Source organism: Nonlabens sp. Asnod3-A02, from assembly GCF_045063755.1.
Lineage (GTDB): Bacteria > Bacteroidota > Bacteroidia > Flavobacteriales > Flavobacteriaceae > Nonlabens > Nonlabens xylanidelens.
This window is the reverse complement of the sequence record NZ_JBEFOC010000008.1, coordinates 1,158,819-1,176,507: the sequence shown is the minus strand read 5'-3', so window position 1 is coordinate 1,176,507 and position 17,689 is coordinate 1,158,819. Positions and strand designations below refer to the sequence as shown.

General features: G+C 36.7%; 11 protein-coding genes and 1 tRNA gene. All 12 read right to left on the bottom strand.

Annotation, left to right across the window (positions count from 1 at the left end; all coding sequences use genetic code 11):
• Nucleotides 1–4,225 (bottom strand): SdrD B-like domain-containing protein (locus ACJJVN_RS15280; RefSeq protein ID WP_405379240.1); only part of this gene is annotated, 4,225 nt, incomplete at its 3' end.
• Nucleotides 4,226–4,661: 436 nt separating this feature from the next.
• Complete coding sequence (locus tag ACJJVN_RS15275; RefSeq protein WP_405379238.1) at nucleotides 4,662–4,973, bottom strand: DUF3467 domain-containing protein; 312 nt, start codon at nucleotides 4,971–4,973, stop codon at nucleotides 4,662–4,664.
• A gap of 5 nt (nucleotides 4,974–4,978) precedes the next feature.
• A complete protein-coding gene (gene rpoC / locus ACJJVN_RS15270) occupies nucleotides 4,979–9,286 on the bottom strand; it encodes a DNA-directed RNA polymerase subunit beta' (protein WP_104514689.1) in 4,308 nt (1,435 codons plus the stop codon).
• Nucleotides 9,287–9,379: 93 nt separating this feature from the next.
• Complete coding sequence (gene rpoB, locus ACJJVN_RS15265; RefSeq protein ID WP_104514688.1) at nucleotides 9,380–13,189, bottom strand: DNA-directed RNA polymerase subunit beta; 3,810 nt, start codon at nucleotides 13,187–13,189, stop codon at nucleotides 9,380–9,382.
• Between the two features lie 124 nt (nucleotides 13,190–13,313).
• A complete protein-coding gene (gene rplL / locus ACJJVN_RS15260; RefSeq protein WP_348114583.1) occupies nucleotides 13,314–13,688 on the bottom strand; it encodes a 50S ribosomal protein L7/L12 in 375 nt (124 codons plus the stop codon).
• A gap of 53 nt (nucleotides 13,689–13,741) precedes the next feature.
• Nucleotides 13,742–14,257, bottom strand: a complete 516-nt coding sequence (gene rplJ / locus ACJJVN_RS15255) for a 50S ribosomal protein L10 (protein WP_405369751.1) — start codon at nucleotides 14,255–14,257, stop codon at nucleotides 13,742–13,744.
• Between the two features lie 11 nt (nucleotides 14,258–14,268).
• A complete protein-coding gene (rplA, locus tag ACJJVN_RS15250) occupies nucleotides 14,269–14,967 on the bottom strand; it encodes a 50S ribosomal protein L1 (RefSeq protein ID WP_104514685.1) in 699 nt (232 codons plus the stop codon).
• Nucleotides 14,968–14,978: 11 nt separating this feature from the next.
• On the bottom strand, nucleotides 14,979–15,419 hold the full coding sequence (gene rplK, locus ACJJVN_RS15245; RefSeq protein ID WP_104514684.1) for a 50S ribosomal protein L11: 441 nt from the start codon (nucleotides 15,417–15,419) through the stop codon (nucleotides 14,979–14,981).
• A gap of 70 nt (nucleotides 15,420–15,489) precedes the next feature.
• On the bottom strand, nucleotides 15,490–16,044 hold the full coding sequence (nusG, locus tag ACJJVN_RS15240) for a transcription termination/antitermination protein NusG (protein WP_104514683.1): 555 nt from the start codon (nucleotides 16,042–16,044) through the stop codon (nucleotides 15,490–15,492).
• Nucleotides 16,045–16,052: 8 nt separating this feature from the next.
• A complete protein-coding gene (gene secE, locus ACJJVN_RS15235; RefSeq protein WP_104514682.1) occupies nucleotides 16,053–16,250 on the bottom strand; it encodes a preprotein translocase subunit SecE in 198 nt (65 codons plus the stop codon).
• Between the two features lie 71 nt (nucleotides 16,251–16,321).
• Nucleotides 16,322–16,394: transfer RNA gene (locus ACJJVN_RS15230), tRNA-Trp, on the bottom strand.
• Nucleotides 16,395–16,498: 104 nt separating this feature from the next.
• Nucleotides 16,499–17,686: an elongation factor Tu gene (gene tuf, locus ACJJVN_RS15225; protein ID WP_104514681.1), complete on the bottom strand. Its 1,188-nt coding sequence runs from the start codon at nucleotides 17,684–17,686 to the stop codon at nucleotides 16,499–16,501.
• Between the last annotated feature and the right edge of the window lie 3 nt (nucleotides 17,687–17,689).

Sequence of the window (17,689 nt, the reverse complement as noted above, 5' to 3'; positions counted from 1 at the left end):
TTGCTGTATAAGCTCCACTTGCATCGGTTGTTACCGTTTGAGCGTTTCCGTCCTCATCTGTAATCAAAACATCTACTCCAGATAATCCAGGCTCGCCTGCATCTTGTGTTCCGTTTCCGTTTACATCGTTATAAACCAAACCTTGTAGAGTAGCAGGAGCATTGAATCCATTATTCTCTTCAGTTACCGTTGAACCAGAAACAGCAACTACTGTCGTAGGATCTGTCCCCTCCGTCTGAACTGTACCTACAGGCAAAGTTGTATCATCAATATTTACACTAACGTCTCCAGCGAATACATTACCTGAATAATCACCATTAGCATCAGTAGTTACCGTTATAGGATCACCAAAAGTAGGAGTCAATACAACATCTACATTAGCAAGATCTGGCTCACCTGAATCCTGTGTTCCATTACCATTTAAATCATTATAAACATGACCCACTATAGTACCTACAGGTAAAATCGTTTCAGTAATATCATCTATTAAGTTACCATCTCCGTCATTTCCATCATCAGAAATATCCGAAACCGTATCGCCATTACTATCTGTAGCAGTAGCTGTAGCTTGATTATCAATCTGTCCGGCAGCAAAATCAGTATCATTAATCTCATAAGAAGCCGTAAAAATCATACTAGCCCCAGGGATTAAATCTCGAGCATCACCTTGTCCATCTTCATCAGAACCTCCTGATAAATAAACTGGTGTAGGAACAGGAGTATTTGTTCCCGTAAAAGTTCCTAAATTCTCAGTTACACTAACATCAAACGCAAAGCTTGAACCTGAATTTAAAACCGTATATGTGTAATTAATTATACCTGTTGCTGGATTGAACGTACTAGTTTTAGTAATATCCAACGTAGTAGAACAAGCACTATTTTCGTTAGGATCTAAAAAGTCGAATGAAACAGTGCCAGTCATAGTAGGAGACGTATAACCTTCTCCCATTTCACCAGAAGTAACTAAACCATCACTATCAACTGTTGCAGGAGCTGCATTTCCAAGTACACCATCTTCATCCGCTTTCGCGAAAGCGTCAACATATCCAGCCTCTATCGTATCACTACATCCATCTCCATCCGAATCCAAATCTAAGTGATTAGGTAAACCATCATTATCACTATCTAATAATGTACAAACACCGTTTGCATTTAATGTACAAAAATCAGCATCTTGATAATTAACGATTCCATCACCATCATCATCCAATGAAGGATCTCCCAAACCTTGAGATTCAACAACATCTAAGATACCATCATTATCATCATCTAAATCAACACTATCATACACACCATCACCATCTGTATCGACAGGCGGAAAACAAGCATCAGAAATACCGTCACCATCAATGTCTGGACCAATTTCAGTATAATCATCAATACCATTTCCATCAGAATCTTGAGGCGTAGTTGAAGAATAGCTCGCTGCTAAAACCAAACCATTAGTAGCATTAACTGGAGCAGGATCTACACCATACTGACCATCATCACCTCCATCTGCAGTAGAATCAAAATAAGCCTCATTTGCATCAGAACAACCATCATTATCAGAATCAGTATCTCTCCAATCAGGCTCACCTGAACCTGAATCGGAATCTTGCAAAGTATAATTAACCTCACCATTATCAACATCACCAGGATCTTGAACAGAATCAGGAATACCATCAGCACCTACAGGGCCAGTTAAAACACCATTAACATAAGCTTGCCCATGACCAGCCTCTTCTACATCATAAATACCGTCATTATCAGCATCAAGATCTAAATAATCTGGCACACCATCATTATCCGTATCAACTGGTGTAGAAACCACACAAAATGCAATAGAATTAAATGCCAACGTAACATTAGAGTTACTTATATTATTCTCATTTTTACCTGTGATAAAAACTATTCTATCAACAGCCTCAGCAACACTAACGGTGAATAAATTACTATTTGTAGCAACTCCTCCACTCGATGAATTTCCTATAACTAAATTATCATTAACATCCCAAAATCCAGAGGACAAAGCAGGGCTAAAACTACCAAAATTAGAACCATCTATACCCACATCAACACCACCTAAATCAGCATTAATAAGAGCGTAATCCCCATTGTTATAACCACCTACCTGAATAACCACATTAGTCACAGGTTGATCAAATAAAAACTCATATTGAACATAATTACCGTTAGCAATTACACTAGTTCCATTAGGCTGAACTGATATGTAATCTTGAACACCAGCAAGATTATCTCTTAATCTAACACCTCCATTTGCTCCATTAGACCATGCAGCAGCACCAACCAACGTTGCTCTAAAATCGTATGTATCTCCAAATAAATTTGAGATAGTAGTAACAGCAGAAGCCGACTCTAGCCTATCATTATAAACCACTCCTATAGTATTAATAGTATCATTTACAGAATCCAAACACCCAATACCACCTTCTTCAATATCGGTGATACCATCATTATCGTCATCTAAATCAGTAATATCATCAACACCATCATTATCAGCGTCACAATTACCTACCACTAAGTTACTAGAACCTGAATCTTGTACATAACCATAAAACCATGAATTTACAACACGATTATTACCGTAATCATCACATAATAAATCTAACGTATCAGAACCTTGCCCTCCCGAAACAGCAGGAACTGTATCGTCAGGATTAGATCCATCCCAAGCATGAGCAGGTCCAGCTATACCATCAAGCAAACTAATCCTTGAAAAATTCCCTTCGGTTATATTATTACCCTCACTATCACCGCTATCTACACAAACACCAAACGATGACAATTCAGTGTCATCCCAATATATATTAGCATTTTGAACAACTGGAGATACACCTCTAATATTTAAACCATTAATATTGAATTCTGCATCATACATAGGAACATTAGTACGACCTCTAAAAGAAGTCACTTCAACACTTACCGTAGAATCGAAAGTAACCGTATCTCCCAACCCATCTAAACCATTCCAAGCCATCTCATTAGCACCTGCTAATTGATCATAAGCCTCCAAACTAACATCACGAGTTCCTGCTTGAAAACCTGGAGTTCCGTTTAAATCTATAAGAATAGCAACATCACCAGCAGCATTCAAAGTATATGGTATACGATAATCTCCTGGGCAACCCTGGATACGACTACCTAAAACCGGAGCAGAAACCGCTGTAGTAACAAAAACAGATTGATCTGGTGTAAATAAGAATATTTGATATCCGTTATCAAAAACAGGAGCAGTTGCCGTAGGCCTATTTTGTGAACGTCTTGTATTTTCAAAGACATTACTAGAATTATTATCATCATCCACAACACCAAAACGGTTCATAGATAACTCATAAGCAAGCGGTCGAAAACCATTTAAAAAATCTAACTCAACAATAACTTCATCATCCGTGTATGCATAAAACACACCTTCAACTGAAGCCTCCAATGTTGGATTAGGAACAAGGTCAGGACTATCAGTACCATCTGCAATATCATTTACATCTTCTTGTCTATAACCAATAAAACTCCATTTCTCTGACCATAACCTACCTAAAATAGGAGTAGTATTAGTACCAACCGTTAAATCGAAATAAGGAAAAAAGAACACAACCGGAGTATCTGTACCAGCTCCATTAAAATTAAAACTTGTAGCACCGTCATCTCCACTAATATAAAATTCAATATAGAAGTCACCTGCTGTAGCTGGATTAAAAACAAGAGGATTATACCCATTTGAAACACCACCTATTCCATTAGGCCCCTCAAAGGCCTCAGCATAATTATCTATATATCCAGGATCTCCTACAGTAGGATTACCTCCAGCGCCATTATCCAATCGCCCAGACAACGTACCTACCTGAACACCAGCTGAATTAACACCCTCAACCAAAACACCAGCTTGATTATAAATTCTATAATACGTTACAGAATTAATCAATTGATTATTAGTACCTACGTTTCGTTGTAAAGATTTAACACCAAAATATAAATTTTCCGTAGCCGCATTAGCAATAGTAAAATGCATTCTATTTGCTTGTGGAGCATCTATGTAAGGACCACGAAGACCTCTTGTAAAATACAAGGCAGTTCCGTTTACTGGCTCAACATTTGACGCAGAAGGCATAACCTGCTTTGTACCATCAGCATACAAGCCCAAGGGCAACATAAGAACAATTACTAATAGTAAAAGCGTCTTATTTATAAAGCTAAAAAATACATTTAAAAAAGTAGAATTACTCATAAGGGATGAATTGTAAAATTTTATTAACCATGTATAAACACAATTAGGATACAAAAATAGAATATTGAACACCACCTTTGATTAATAAGCAAGCTTTATAAATAACTATTCGATTAACGCTTATGAATATTAGATTAATAACATATGAGAAATGTTAAAACAGCAGACACCTTAATAACAATTTAATAATCATAAGTTAAACAGGTTCGAAAGAAAAATCTAATTTAACCAAAAAATAAAAACCCAAACACAATAAAATTAATTTAAGAGGATTTAAAGCGTTAATTGACCTACATTACTGAATATCATTAACAATATGATAAAACTAGTTTAAAACCGCTGTATACAATCAATAAATTCCGAAACTATAACATAAACCTATAAGTATACCTTGTTGTAATAAAAAAGCCTGATGTAAAAACATCAGGCTTTATTATTACGCTTGTCCCGTAGGACCAAAATTTAAAGGTATAGGCGGTTGATCATAATCTCTTATCTCTCCATGTGCTTTTTCAAATTTACTCACATTATCATGTAAGGCTTTGGCCAAACGTTTAGCATGCTGAGGAGTTAAAATAATTCTGGATTTAACCTTTGACTTAGGGTTACCAGGCATAATATTCACAAAGTCCACAACAAACTCAGAAACTGAGTGATTAATAATAGCTAAATTACTATACTGTCCTTCAGCAACATCACCATCAATCTCGATATTAATCTTATTCTCTGAATTATTTTCTTGCGCCATTACTTCTAGTTATAATTTACTTTAGGCTCTTCCTTTTTATTTAAAAGCTTTTCAAACTCTTCCTTTGAACCTACGATAATATCATCATAATTACGCATACCTGTACCTGCTGGAATTCTGTGTCCAACAATTACATTCTCCTTTAAACCTTCTAGAGTATCAACTTTACCTGCAACAGCAGCTTCATTTAATACCTTAGTAGTTTCTTGGAAAGAAGCAGCACTAATAAACGACTTCGTTTGAAGAGAAGCACGTGTAATACCCTGAAGAATAGGTTCTGCAGTTGCTGGCATCACATCACGAGCTGTAACTAATGATTTGTCCTCTCTTCTAAGAATAGAATTCTCATCTCTTAGCTCTCTAGAAGTAATGATCTGACCTTCTTTTAAAGTATCAGAATCACCAGCGCTTTCCACAACTTTCTTACCGTAAAGATTGTCATTTTGTTGGATAAAATCTTCTTTATGAACCAATTGGTTCTCTAAGAACATACCATCACCAGAATCAACAATTCTTACTTTTCTCATCATTTGACGAACAACAACTTCAAAATGCTTGTCGTTAATCTTTACACCTTGTAACCTATAAACTTCTTGAACCTCATTAACTAAATACTGTTGTACAGCACTTGGTCCTTTTATAGCAAGAATATCTTTTGGAGTAATAGATCCATCAGATAAAGGCATACCAGCTCTTACATAATCATTTTCTTGTACAAGAATCTGATTAGAAAGTTTAACGAGGTACTTCTTCACTTCATCAGTTTTAGAAGTAACGATGATTTCACGGTTACCACGCTTAATTTTACCGAACGAAACAACACCATCTATCTCACTAACTACAGCTGGATTAGAAGGGTTACGAGCTTCAAATAATTCTGTTACACGTGGAAGACCTCCAGTAATATCACCTGCTTTTGCAGATTTACGAGGGATTTTAACTAAGACTTTACCAACCTTAATCTTATCATCGTCATTCACCATTAAGTGAGCACCTACAGGAAGGTTATATGAAATTACATTATCACCCTTAGCATCAACTATATGTAAAGTAGGGATAAGTTTCTTATCTCTAGAATCAGAAATAACTTTTTCCTCATATCCAGTTTGTTCATCACTTTCTACTTGGAAAGTAACACCCTGAATAATGTTTTCGAACTTAATCTTACCAGCAAATTCTGAAATAATAACACCGTTAAATGGATCCCATTTAGCAAGTAAATCACCTTTCTTAACCTTAGAACCTGGTTTAGCATAAAGCTCAGAACCATAAGGAATGTTATTAGAATTTAACAACATACCTGTTTTCTCATGAAGTAATTTAGACTCAGCTGTACGAGAAATTACTATTTCTACCGCTTTACCTTCGTTATCTTCAACCTTAACCGTTTTAAGATCATCGATCTCAAGTATACCATCGTTTTTAGCAACAATAGAACTATCTTCAGAAACGTTACCTGCAACACCACCTACGTGGAAAGTTCTTAACGTAAGCTGTGTACCTGGTTCACCAATAGATTGTGCAGCAATTACTCCTACCGCTTCACCTCTCATCACTAACCTGTTAGTAGCCAAGTTACGACCATAACATTTAGTACAAACACCTTTTGCAGCCTCACAAGTAAGAGCAGATCTTACTTCCACAGACTCTAAATCAGATGCTTCAATGATATCAGCAATTTCTTCTACTATCAACTCACCAGCAGAAATAATCACTTCTTGTGTAGCCGGATCTATAACATCATGTAATGCAGTACGACCTAGAACTCTAGCTCCTAATTTCTCCATTACCTCTTCATTCTTCTTAAGAGCAAAAACTTCTATACCTCTTAAGGTCTCACAATCTTCATGATTTACTATTACATCTTGTGCAACATCATGTAATCTACGTGTAAGGTAACCAGCATCCGCAGTTTTAAGAGCTGTATCTGCAAGTCCTTTACGCGCACCGTGAGTAGAGATAAAGTATTCAAGAATCGAAAGACCTTCCTTAAAGTTAGAAAGAATAGGGTTTTCAATAATAGCACCACCACCATCGTTAGATTTTTTAGGTTTTGCCATAAGTCCACGCATACCTGTAAGCTGTCTTATTTGCTCTTTAGATCCACGGGCTCCAGAATCAAGCATCATAAACACCGAGTTAAATCCTTGTTGATCTTCTCTAATGTTTTTCATTGAAAGCTCAGTAAGCTGCGCATTGGTAGCCGTCCAAACATCAATTACTTGATTATATCTTTCATTTTGGGTAATAAGACCCATACCGTAGTTTCCACGTATTGTGTCAACTTTAGCATTTGCAGTATCAATCATAGATTGCTTCTCTGCAGGAATCATAATATCTCCTAATGAGAACGATAACCCACCACGGAATGCAAATCCATAACCCAGATCCTTAATTTCATCAAGGAAAGCAGCTGTTCTAGGAACATCTGTTACCTTAAGGATATCACCTATAATATCTCTAAGTGCCTTTTTAGTAAGAACCTCATTGATATAACCAGCTTCATCTGGCACTCTTTGATTAAATATAACTCTACCAGCAGTAGTTTCAATAATTTCTGCTTTATAAGAACCATCATTTTGAAGAAGGTTAATTCTACATTTAACAGGAGCGTTAATATCAACTCTCTTCTCATTAAATGCAATAACCAATTCTTCAGGACCGTAAAAAGTAAGCCCTTCACCTTTAACAATATGTCCAGGTTCAGATCTACGTAATTTGGTCATATAATAAAGACCCAATACCATATCCTGTGATGGTACCGCTATCGGACTACCATTTGCAGGGTTAAGAATATTGTGTGATGCCAGCATTAATAACTGACATTCTAATATCGCTTCAGGACCTAAAGGAAGGTGCACAGCCATTTGATCTCCATCAAAATCGGCGTTAAATGCCGTACAAACTAATGGGTGTAACTGTATTGCTTTACCTTCAATTAATTTGGGTTGGAAAGCCTGTATACCTAATCTGTGAAGAGTAGGAGCACGGTTCAACATAACTGGATGTCCTTTAAGAACATTTTCCAAGATATCCCAAACTACTGGTTCTTTCTTATCTATAATTTTCTTTGCTGACTTTACAGTCTTAACGATTCCACGCTCAATAAGTTTACGTATTACAAAAGGCTTATAAAGCTCTGCAGCCATATCCTTAGGAATACCACACTCATATAATTTAAGCTCAGGTCCAACAACAATTACCGAACGTGCAGAATAATCAACACGCTTACCTAGTAAGTTCTGACGGAAACGTCCTTGCTTACCTTTAAGTGAATCAGATAATGATTTTAATGGTCTATTAGAATCTGTTTTAACAGCACTAGATTTTCTTGTATTGTCAAGAAGTGAATCTACTGCCTCTTGCAACATACGCTTTTCATTACGAAGGATTACTTCTGGAGCTTTAATCTCCATCAATCTTTTCAAACGATTATTACGGATGATTACACGACGGTATAAATCATTTAAATCAGACGTTGCAAAACGACCACCATCTAGCGGTACTAATGGACGTAATTCTGGCGGAATTACTGGAACCACTTTCATGATCATCCATTCTGGCTTATTCTCACGTCTTTCGTTAGAATCTTTAAGCGCTTCAACAACTTGTAAACGCTTTAAAGCCTCAGTTTTACGTTGTTTAGATGTCTCATTATTTGCCTTGTGACGTAAGTCATAAGAAAGAGTATCTAAATCAATACGTTGTAGAAGATCTATCAAACAATCTGCACCCATCTTAGCGATGAATTTGTTAGGGTCTGAATCTTCTAAATATAAATTTTCTTGAGGTAAACTATCTAGTATATCTAAATACTCTTCCTCAGTTAAGAAATCTAATCTTTGTACTTCTTCACCTTCAGCATTTTTAGCAATACCTGGTTGAATAACTACATATCGTTCGTAATAGATGATCATATCCAGCTTCTTAGAAGGAAGCCCTAGTAAATAACCTATTTTATTAGGCAAACTACGGAAATACCAAATGTGCGCAACTGGCACAACAAGATTGATATGTCCTATACGATCACGTCTTACTTTTTTCTCAGTAACCTCTACACCACAACGATCACAAACAATTCCTTTGTAACGGATACGCTTATATTTTCCACAAGCACATTCATAATCCTTTACAGGACCGAAAATACGCTCACAAAAAAGCCCATCCCTTTCAGGTTTGTGCGTACGATAGTTAATCGTTTCTGGTTTTAACACCTCACCTCTTGACTCTGCAAGAATAGCTTCTGGAGATGCAAGACCGATTGAAATTTTAGAAAATTTCTTTTGTGTTGGGTTGTCTTTATGTCTAGCCATAATAATGGTACTATTTTAAGTTTAAAGTAGCAAGGTTTTATGTATTATCCGCTTTCGCGAAAGCGAAACAAACATAAAACCTCACAGAAAAAATTAATCCTCCAGTCTTAGATCTAATCCTAGACCTTTCAACTCATGCATCAATACATTAAATGATTCAGGAAGACCAGGTTCTGGCATAGGTTCACCTTTCACGATTGCTTCGTAAGTCTTAGCACGTCCTATAACGTCATCTGATTTTACAGTTAAGATTTCACGTAGTGTACTAGAAGCACCATATGCCTCAAGTGCCCATACCTCCATCTCTCCAAAACGTTGACCACCAAATTGTGCCTTACCACCAAGTGGTTGCTGAGTAATCAATGAGTATGGACCGATAGAACGCGCGTGCATCTTATCATCTACCATGTGACCTAGTTTAAGCATGTAGATTATACCTACTGTTGCAGGTTGATCAAAACGCTCACCAGTACCTCCATCAAATAAATATGTATGACCGAAACGTGGAATACCAGCCTCATCAGTATATCCATTGATCTGATCTAAAGTAGCACCATCAAAGATAGGAGTTGCAAATTTCTTGCCTAGTTTCTCACCAGCCCATCCTAAAACAGTTTCATAAATCTGACCTATATTCATACGAGAAGGTACACCAAGTGGATTCAATACGATATCTACTGGAGTTCCATCTTCAAGGAATGGCATATCTTCCTGACGTACAATACGTGCAACGATACCTTTGTTACCGTGACGACCAGCCATTTTATCACCAACTTTAAGTTTACGCTTTTTAGCGATATAAACTTTTGCAAGTTTTATGATACCAGCAGGAAGCTCATCTCCGACAGAGATTGTGAACTTCTCACGACGTAATGACCCTTGAAGATCATTTTCTTTAATCTTATAGTTATGTAGTAAATCAGCAACCATCTCATTCACATCACTACTCGTAGTCCAAGTACCAGAAGTTAAATGAGTAAAGTCATCCACTGAATTTAACATTTTAAGAGTATACTTTTTACCTTTAGGAAGAACTTCTTCTCCAAGATCATTAAATACACCTTGTGATGTTTTACCACTTACGATCTCAAATAATTTCTCAATTAGACGCTCTTGTAAACCATCAAATTTACCTTGATAATTCTGCTCTAATCTTGCGATATCTTCTTTATCTTGAGCTCTCTTTCTCTTATCCTTTACAGCACGAGAGAATAATTTTTTACCGATAACAACACCTCTAAGAGATGGAGATGCTTTTAATGACGCATCTTTTACATCACCAGCCTTATCACCAAAGATTGCTCTAAGCAGTTTCTCCTCTGGAGTAGGATCACTTTCTCCTTTAGGAGTAATTTTACCTATTAATATATCACCTGGTTTAACTTCTGCACCGATACGAATCATACCTTGTTCATCAAGGTCTGCAGTAGCTTCTTCAGAAACATTAGGTATATCTGGAGTTAACTCTTCATTACCTAATTTTGTATCTCTAACATCTAATGAGTATTCATCTACGTGAATAGAAGTAAATATATCTTCACGTACTACTTTTTCAGAAATAACGATCGCATCCTCAAAGTTATAACCTTTCCAAGGCATAAATGCCACTTTCATGTTACGACCTAACGCAAGTTCACCAGCCTCAGTTGCATAACCTTGACATAATACCTGACCTTTATTAACTCTATCTCCTTTTTCAACTATAGGTTTAAGTGTAATACTCGTCCCTTGGTTAGTTTTACGGAATTTAATCAAATTATAAGAAGTGTCTTCAGGCTCAAAGCTTACTAAAGATTCACGCTCTGTACGATCATACTTGATCACTACTTTTTGTGCATCTACATAAACTACCTCTCCATCACCTTCAGCATTTATTAATACTCTAGAATCAGTTGCAACTTGTCTTTCTAGACCTGTTCCAACAATAGGAGCATCAACTCTAAGTAAAGGTACCGCCTGACGCATCATGTTAGACCCCATCAGTGCACGGTTTGCATCATCATGTTCCAAGAATGGAATTAGAGATGCAGAAATAGATGCAATTTGATTAGGAGCAACGTCAGCATAAACAACCTCTGAAGCATCAATTACCGGGAAGTCACCTTCCATACGAGCAATTACTTTTTCCTGATCTATTTTACCATTAGTCAACGGTAAGTTAGCTTGGGCAATAAGTAAACCTTCTTCTTCCTCAGCACTTAAGTAAGTTGGTTCATCTTCAAGATTTACCACACCATCTGTAACCTTTCTATAAGGAGTCTCGATGAATCCCATTCCATTCACTTTAGCAAAAACAGCAAGCGAAGAAATAAGACCAATGTTCGGTCCTTCAGGAGTTTCAATAGGACAAAGTCTACCATAGTGAGTATAGTGTACATCACGAACCTCAAAACCAGCTCTTTCTCTCGAAAGACCACCTGGTCCAAGTGCAGATAATCTACGCTTGTGTGTAATCTCAGCTAATGGATTTGTTTGATCCATGAATTGAGATAATTGGTTCGTCCCAAAGAATGAATTAATAACAGAAGACAATGTCTTAGCATTAATAAGGTCAATAGGTGTAAACACTTCATTATCTCTAACATTCATACGCTCACGTATAGTACGAGCCATACGAGCAAGACCTACACCAAACTGTGAACTTAACTGCTCACCTACCGTACGAACACGACGGTTAGATAAGTGATCAATATCATCAATCTCTGCCTTAGAGTTGATCAACATGATCAAATGCTTAATAATAGTAATGATATCTTCTTTGGTAAGCACCTGCTTATCCATAGGAATATCAAGATTCAATTTTTTATTCATACGGTAACGACCTACCTCACCTAAATTATATCTCTGATCAGAGAAGAATAATTTATCGATGATTCCACGAGCAGTTTCTTCATCAGGCGGCTCAGCGTTACGTAATTGTCTATATATATGTTCTACAGCCTCTTTTTCAGAGTTTGTAGGATCCTTCTGTAAGGTATTATGTATAATGGCATAATCAGCAGACATATTATCTTCTTTATGAAGAAGAATAGTCTTAGCTTGAGAATCAATTATCTCATCTATGTGTTCCTTTTCAAGAATTGTATCTCTATCAAGAACAATTTCATTACGCTCAATAGATACTACTTCTCCAGTATCTTCATCAACGAAATCTTCATGCCAAGTTCTTAGTACACGAGCAGCAAGCTTGCGACCTAAGTATTTTTTAAGACCTGTTTTACTTGCCTTAACTTCTTCAGCAAGATCAAAAATACCTAAGATATCTTTATCTCTTTCAAAGCCAATAGCACGGAAAAGTGTTGTAACAGGTAATTTCTTTTTACGATCGATATAAGCGTACATTACACTATTAATATCTGTCGCAAATTCTATCCATGATCCTTTAAAAGGAATTACACGAGCAGAATATAATTTAGTACCATTTGCATGGAAAGATTGACCAAAGAAAACACCAGGAGACCTGTGTAACTGAGATACAACCACACGCTCAGCTCCATTGATACAAAAAGTACCAGAAGGTGTCATGTAAGGGATAGTACCAAGATAAACATCTTGTACGATTGTTTCAAAATCCTCATGTTCAGGATCTGTACAATATAATTTCAAACGTGATTTAAGAGGCACGCTATAAGTTAGACCACGCTCTATACATTCCTGAATAGAATAACGAGGTGGGTCTACGAAGTAATCAAGAAATTCCAAAACAAACTGATTACGAGTATCAGTAATTGGAAAATTCTCCATGAAGGTATTATACAAACCTTCAACTTCTCTTTTATCAGATTTAGTCTCTAGCTGAAAAAAGTCCTGAAAGGATTTAATTTGGATATCCAGCAAGTCAGGATATTCTGCCTTATTAGTTACCGTTGAAAAATTAATTCTCTCTGTGTTTGTTGCTAGCATCAATGCACGGTATTAAATTGTTAAAAAAAGCGTTATCGACGACGTCTCATCTTTATACGCAAAATGGTCTAGCCCTGTGAGCAATGCTCACAGGTCTAAACCGATAATGTTTTGGTAAGAAGAATTACTTCAACTCAACCTCAGCTCCAGCTTCTTCAAGCTGAGCTTTAAGTGCTTCTGCTTCATCTTTAGAAACACCTTCCTTGATTGGAGATGGTGCACTATCAACTAAACCTTTTGCATCTTTTAATCCTGCTCCTGTAAGTTCTTTTACAAGTTTAACAACAGCTAGCTTAGCACCACCTGCAGCTTTAAGGATTACATCAAATTCTGTTTGCTCATCAGCAGCGTCACCGCCACCTGCAGCTGGTCCTGCCATAGCAACTGCTGCTGCTGCTGGCTCAATACCATATTCATCCTTAAGGATGTCTGCTAATTCGTTTACTTCTTTAACAGTTAAGTTAACTAACTGTTCAGCGAAATCTTTTAAATCTGCCATGTCTATCGTTTTAATAAAATTTATAAATAATTAAGTGCGTACTAATTTGTGTTCTATCTTTCCGATAGAGTTTTAAGTATTCCTGCAATTTTTCCACCACCAGATTGAAGTGCTGAAATAACATTCTTAGCAGGACTTTGAAGAAGACCGATAATCTCACCAATCATTTCTTCTTTAGATTTGATATTACTTAATGTACTAAGCATATCATCTCCTACGTAAATTGCTTCCTCAATATAAGCTCCTTTAAGCACAGGCTTATCAGACTTCTTACGGAAAGTTTCAATTACTTTAGCAGGGCTATTTGCAACCTCTGATAACATAATTGCAGTATTACCTTTTAATAATTCAGGTAATTCAGCAAAATCCTTATCTGATGCTTCCATAGCTTTAGAAAGAAGTGTATTCTTTACTACTGCCATTTTTACGTTAGCTTTAAAACAAGCTCTACGTAAATTTGATGTATCTAATGCATTTAAACCAGATATGTCTGCTAAATAAATAGTTGAATTTTCAGCTAACGTAGCAGTCAAATCTTGTATAACATTTGCTTTTTGTTCTCTTGTCATGATCTAGATTTTTAGTCGTCTGCAAAACGTTTAGCGTCTATCTCAATACTAGGACTCATCGTACTAGACATAAAGATACTTTTGATATAAATACCCTTAGACGTTGTTGGTTTTAATTTAACTAGTGTGTTAATTAATTCTTTAGCATTCCCTTCAATTTTAGCAGCGTCAAAAGATGCTTTTCCAATTGCAGCGTGAATAATACCAGTCTTATCAACTTTAAAGTCAATTTTACCAGCTTTTACTTCAGAAACAGCTTTTGCAACATCCATTGTAACAGTACCAGTCTTAGGGTTAGGCATTAAACCTCTTGGTCCTAAAACACGACCTAAAGGTCCTAATTTACCCATTACACTAGGCATTGTGATAATTACATCAACATCAGTCCAACCACCTTTAATCTTGTTAAGGTATTCATCTAATCCAACATAATCAGCACCAGCTTCAGTAGCTTCAGCTTCTTTATCTGGCGTTACTAAAGCTAATACTTTAACATCTTTACCAGTACCATGAGGAAGTGTCACAACGCCTCTAACCATCTGGTTAGCTTTACGTGGATCCACGTTTAATCTCACAGCTAGATCTACAGATGCGTCAAACTTTGTAGTTGTAACATCCTTTACTAATTTAGCAGCTTCAGCAACTGAATAAGTTTGTGACTTATCAATTTTTGGAAGACTTGCTTTTTGATTTTTTGTCAATTTTGCCATTGTTACAAGTTTTAAGCAGGTGCGTTTCCACCCTTAACGTTCACACCCATTGATCTTGCAGTTCCAGCTACCATTTTCATAGCGCTTTCTACTGTAAATGCATTGAGGTCTGGCATCTTATCTTCGGCAATCAAACGAATTTGATCCCATGTGATAGTTCCAACTTTTTTACGATTAGGTTCCCCACTACCGCCTTTAAGCTTTATCGCTTCAAGGATTTGTACTGCTGCTGGAGGAGTTTTGATAACAAAGTCAAAGGACTTATCCTTATAAACAGTTATCGCTACCGGTAAAACTTTACCTGCTTTATCCTGAGTCCTAGCATTAAACTGCTTACAGAACTCCATGATATTAACACCAGCCGCACCAAGTGCAGGTCCTACAGGAGGAGATGGGTTTGCTGCACCACCCTTAACTTGTAGTTTTACAACCTTAGATACTTCTTTAGCCATTTCTAATTAATTTCACTATTTTGATAATAATAAAGTGGAAGCCTTATTTACTACCTATAAATTGTAACATTTATATTTTCTCTACTTGCATATAGCTAAGCTCTAGAGGAGTTTTACGTCCAAAAATCTTAACCATAACTTCTAGCTTACGCTTTTCTTCATTTACCTTTTCAATAGTACCATTGAAACCATTGAAAGGACCATCTACAACCTTTACTGTTTCACCAGTTTTATAAGGAATAGAAACATTATCTGTTTGTTCAGCTAACTCATCAACCTTACCTAACATTCTATTAACCTCTGAACGTCTTAATGGAACTGGATCACCTCCTTTAGTTTCTCCTAAGAAACCAATAACACCATTAACAGATTTAATAATATGAGGCACTTCACCTTCTAATCTAGCCTGCACCATAATATAACCAGGGAAATAAACTCTCTCTTTATTATATTTTTTACCATTCCTTATTTGAACAACTTTCTCAGTAGGAACTAAAATTTGTTGTAAATAATCACCTAAGTTATGATGTGCAATTTCAGACTCTATATACTCTTTAATCTTATTCTCTTGTCCGCTCACTGAACGTACAACATACCATTTCATTAAATCCTTCTCTTCTGACATATCAAAAATTAGTTAGCCTTAATCCAATAAAAATAATTTTCGATCGCCGAACTAAACACAAAGTCTATTCCTGATACAATAAGCGCAAAAACAATTGAGAATACAGCAACAGTAATCGTTAACTTTTGTGTCTCAGCCCATGTAGGCCAAGTAACATGATTAGTTAACTCATTATAAGACTCTTTTACATATGTTATCAAACTCATAATTGTAATGTTGTAAACGTTAACTATATTCATAGTAATCTATGAAAATGGAGTAAACTTTATTTAAACTGCACGGGCTGAGAGACTCGAACTCACGACACCTGGTTTTGGAGACCAGTGCTCTACCAACTGAGCTAAGCCCGCAAACAACCATACCTTAAGTATGATTTATATTGCCTTCCTTTTTTACAAAGGAAAAGTATCCTATCTAGAATATAGATAGGATACTTATAATATCATTATAGAAATTAATCTAGAATTTCAGTAACCTGACCAGCTCCTACAGTTCTACCACCCTCACGGATTGCAAAACGAAGACCTAAGTTCAAAGCAATAGGCTGGATAAGATCAACTGTAATAGTTAAGTTATCTCCAGGCATTACCATTTCTACACCATCAGGAAGAGCAATATTACCAGTTACATCGGTAGTACGCACATAAAACTGTGGACGGTAGTTATTGTGGAATGGAGTGTGACGTCCACCTTCTTCTTTCTTAAGGATATAAACCTCTGCTTTAAATTTAGCGTGAGGAGTTACAGATCCAGGCTTAGTAATTACCATACCACGAGAGATCATAGACTTCTCAATACCTCTCAATAAGATACCTGCGTTATCACCAGCTTCACCTCTATCAAGAATCTGACGGAACATTTCAATACCAGTAATAGTAGAAGTTAACTTCTCAGCACCCATACCAATAATCTCAACTGGATCTCCAGTATTAGCTACACCAGTCTCAATACGACCAGTTGCAACAGTACCACGACCTGTAATAGAGAATACATCTTCTATAGGCATAAGGAAAGGCTTATCCATATCACGAACAGGCTCTTCAATCCACGCATCAACAGCAGCCATTAATTCTAATACTGTGTCAACCCATTTTTGCTCACCGTTAAGTGCACCAAGTGCAGAACCAGATACAACAGGACCATTGTCACCATCATACTCATAGAAACTTAAAAGATCACGTACTTCCATATCAACTAACTCAAGAAGCTCTTCATCATCTACCATATCCACTTTATTAAGGAATACAACAATACGAGGAATACCTACCTGACGACCAAGAAGGATGTGCTCACGAGTCTGAGGCATAGGACCATCAGTTGCAGCAACAACAAGAATAGCACCATCCATTTGAGCAGCACCAGTAACCATGTTCTTTACATAATCGGCGTGACCAGGACAATCTACGTGTGCGTAGTGTCTGTTCTGAGTCTGATACTCAACGTGTGATGAGTTAATAGTAATACCACGCTCTTTTTCTTCAGGAGCGTTATCAATTTGGTCAAAACTTGTCGCATTAGAAAAACCAGCATCTGCAAGTACTTTAGTGATTGCAGCGGTAAGAGTAGTTTTACCGTGGTCAACGTGACCAATTGTCCCTACGTTAAGGTGAGGTTTCGAACGATCGTACGTTTCTTTAGCCATAAC